The organism is Methylobacterium nigriterrae, assembly GCF_037106235.1.
Lineage (GTDB): Bacteria > Pseudomonadota > Alphaproteobacteria > Rhizobiales > Beijerinckiaceae > Methylobacterium > Methylobacterium nigriterrae.
This window is the reverse complement of sequence record NZ_JBAWTG010000344.1, coordinates 1-1,667: the sequence shown is the minus strand read 5'-3', so window position 1 is coordinate 1,667 and position 1,667 is coordinate 1. Positions and strand designations below refer to the sequence as shown.

Genomic DNA, 1,667 nt, shown 5'->3' with positions numbered 1-1,667 from the left:
CGCGCAGGTCCACAGACAGAGGTGAAGGCATGAGCAAGCTCCTTCATCCGTCAACGCACTACCCGCTAACCCGTCTCAAGCGGCGCGGGACCGGCTCTAAGCCAGAGCCAACTGGGTCGGAAGCAAAACAGACAAGGTGCCAAACCAAGACCCGCTACCCCGTGACACCTACAGAATCAGTCACGGTTGCTCCTTCCTCAATCTGGACGGGCAACATTGCAGGGTTTGGTAAGCGGAGAGTTATGGGGCGGCGGGAGCGGTCACCTCTGCGATGAGGCTTTCAAGAACGCGGATCTGCGGCGCGGTTTTGGTGAGATATCGGCCCTTTTCCGAGGCGGTGTCGAGATAGCCCCACCAGTCCCAGCAACCGTTGGGATTAGGCTCGACCGAGGATGCGTCGAGCGTTTGGTCGACAGGCGGCAAGTGGCACACGGGGCCCGGTACCGGCTCACTTGGCGCGATGGCTGGGTAGACGATGATGGTCCGGTAGTGCTCCGCCCACTCGTTGTAGCCGGCCTTGCGGGCAAATCTCTTCGCGTCCTGCTTGCAGCCGTGAAGTGCCACGTGCACGTGGCAGGCACTGCCAGCGGAGCGGCAAGACGGCGGAACATAGATGTAGCCAGTCGATGCCATATCGAAGTTGCGCCGCCGGGGACTCCTGTCCGGCCACCAAAGCCAGAACGGATTGTAATAGTCGCTCGACACGGAAGCGCCGCTGGATTTTACTTTCTCGATGAGGTGGCGCTGGTCGAACGTCCACAGCTCGGATCCGGGGACATCCGCAGCACGCTCGCTGGGGGTGTAGGGTGACCCCGGCCCATACAGTGCGTGGAGCATCTTGCCGGCATTGTCCTCCTCGCCGCAGCGTCGGACGAAGCTCGTTTCGCTGCCGTCATAGGCGCATGCGTCGGTGCCATCGGGTGCGATGATGCCGTGTCCAGCCCGGTCACTCCCGTCCACGGCGTTGCCTTGATCGACCTCGGGAGGCGTGCCGATGAAGTCTGCCAGGAAGGCTGCGTCCGCTTTGCTCGAGCGGGGGGAGACGGTCTCATCAGCCGGGCTCTGGAAGATCCAGGATCGGCTCAGCGACTGCGGCTTGGCCAGGACGAGACCGTCGATCGCACCGCTGGCAGCCAAACCGCGGGCGGTGTCGATCGTTGGCGTGAGTGCGCTGCGGCCGCACATGCAGTCGTTGACGGCGCGCGACAGGCTCCCTCCGGCGCACCCCCATTGCGGTCCAGCGACGGCACCCACGGCGGTGACCGAGCCGGAGTGAGCGACGGCGTATTGGACCGCCATGGCAGCCCCGGAGGAGAGGCCCGAGATGCTGACCTGGCTTGGGTCGGCGCCCCGCTTCAGCCCGCGACCGTCCTCAGCCACGGCTGCCGTCGCCAACGAGCACAGGACGGCAGCGAGGCGGGACAGAGACAAGCCGCGATCCGCGAAAACCCTCATCGGCCTGCTCCCGCTTTGCCTGCCCTTTGACGGGAGGGCCCGCTTCACCACTTCTCAACCGGGCGAGGCCAGGATGGCATCATGCTCAGCCTCTCGCCACCGCGCGTTCCCAGCTTCCTCGTCTCTCTCGTGCTGATCGGCTTGGCGGTCGCCAGCCTGTACCTGCGCATCCCGACGATCGGGCCGACCGTGGTGAAGTTCAGAACCTGGTT

At 64.7% G+C, this 1,667-nt stretch carries 1 protein-coding gene; it reads right to left on the bottom strand.

Translation table 11 applies throughout. The annotated features are described in order from the left end of the window. Positions 1-240: 240 nt before the first annotated feature. Positions 241-1,455, bottom strand: a complete 1,215-nt coding sequence (locus WDW90_RS36885; RefSeq protein ID WP_336492688.1) for an extracellular catalytic domain type 2 short-chain-length polyhydroxyalkanoate depolymerase — start codon at positions 1,453-1,455, stop codon at positions 241-243. Positions 1,456-1,667: the final 212 nt, after the last annotated feature.

Coding starts and splice junctions, on each gene's coding strand:
- WDW90_RS36885 (WP_336492688.1), bottom strand. CDS start 1,455: ATGAGGGTTTTCGCGGATCGCGGCTTGTCTCTGTCCCGCCTCGCTGCC.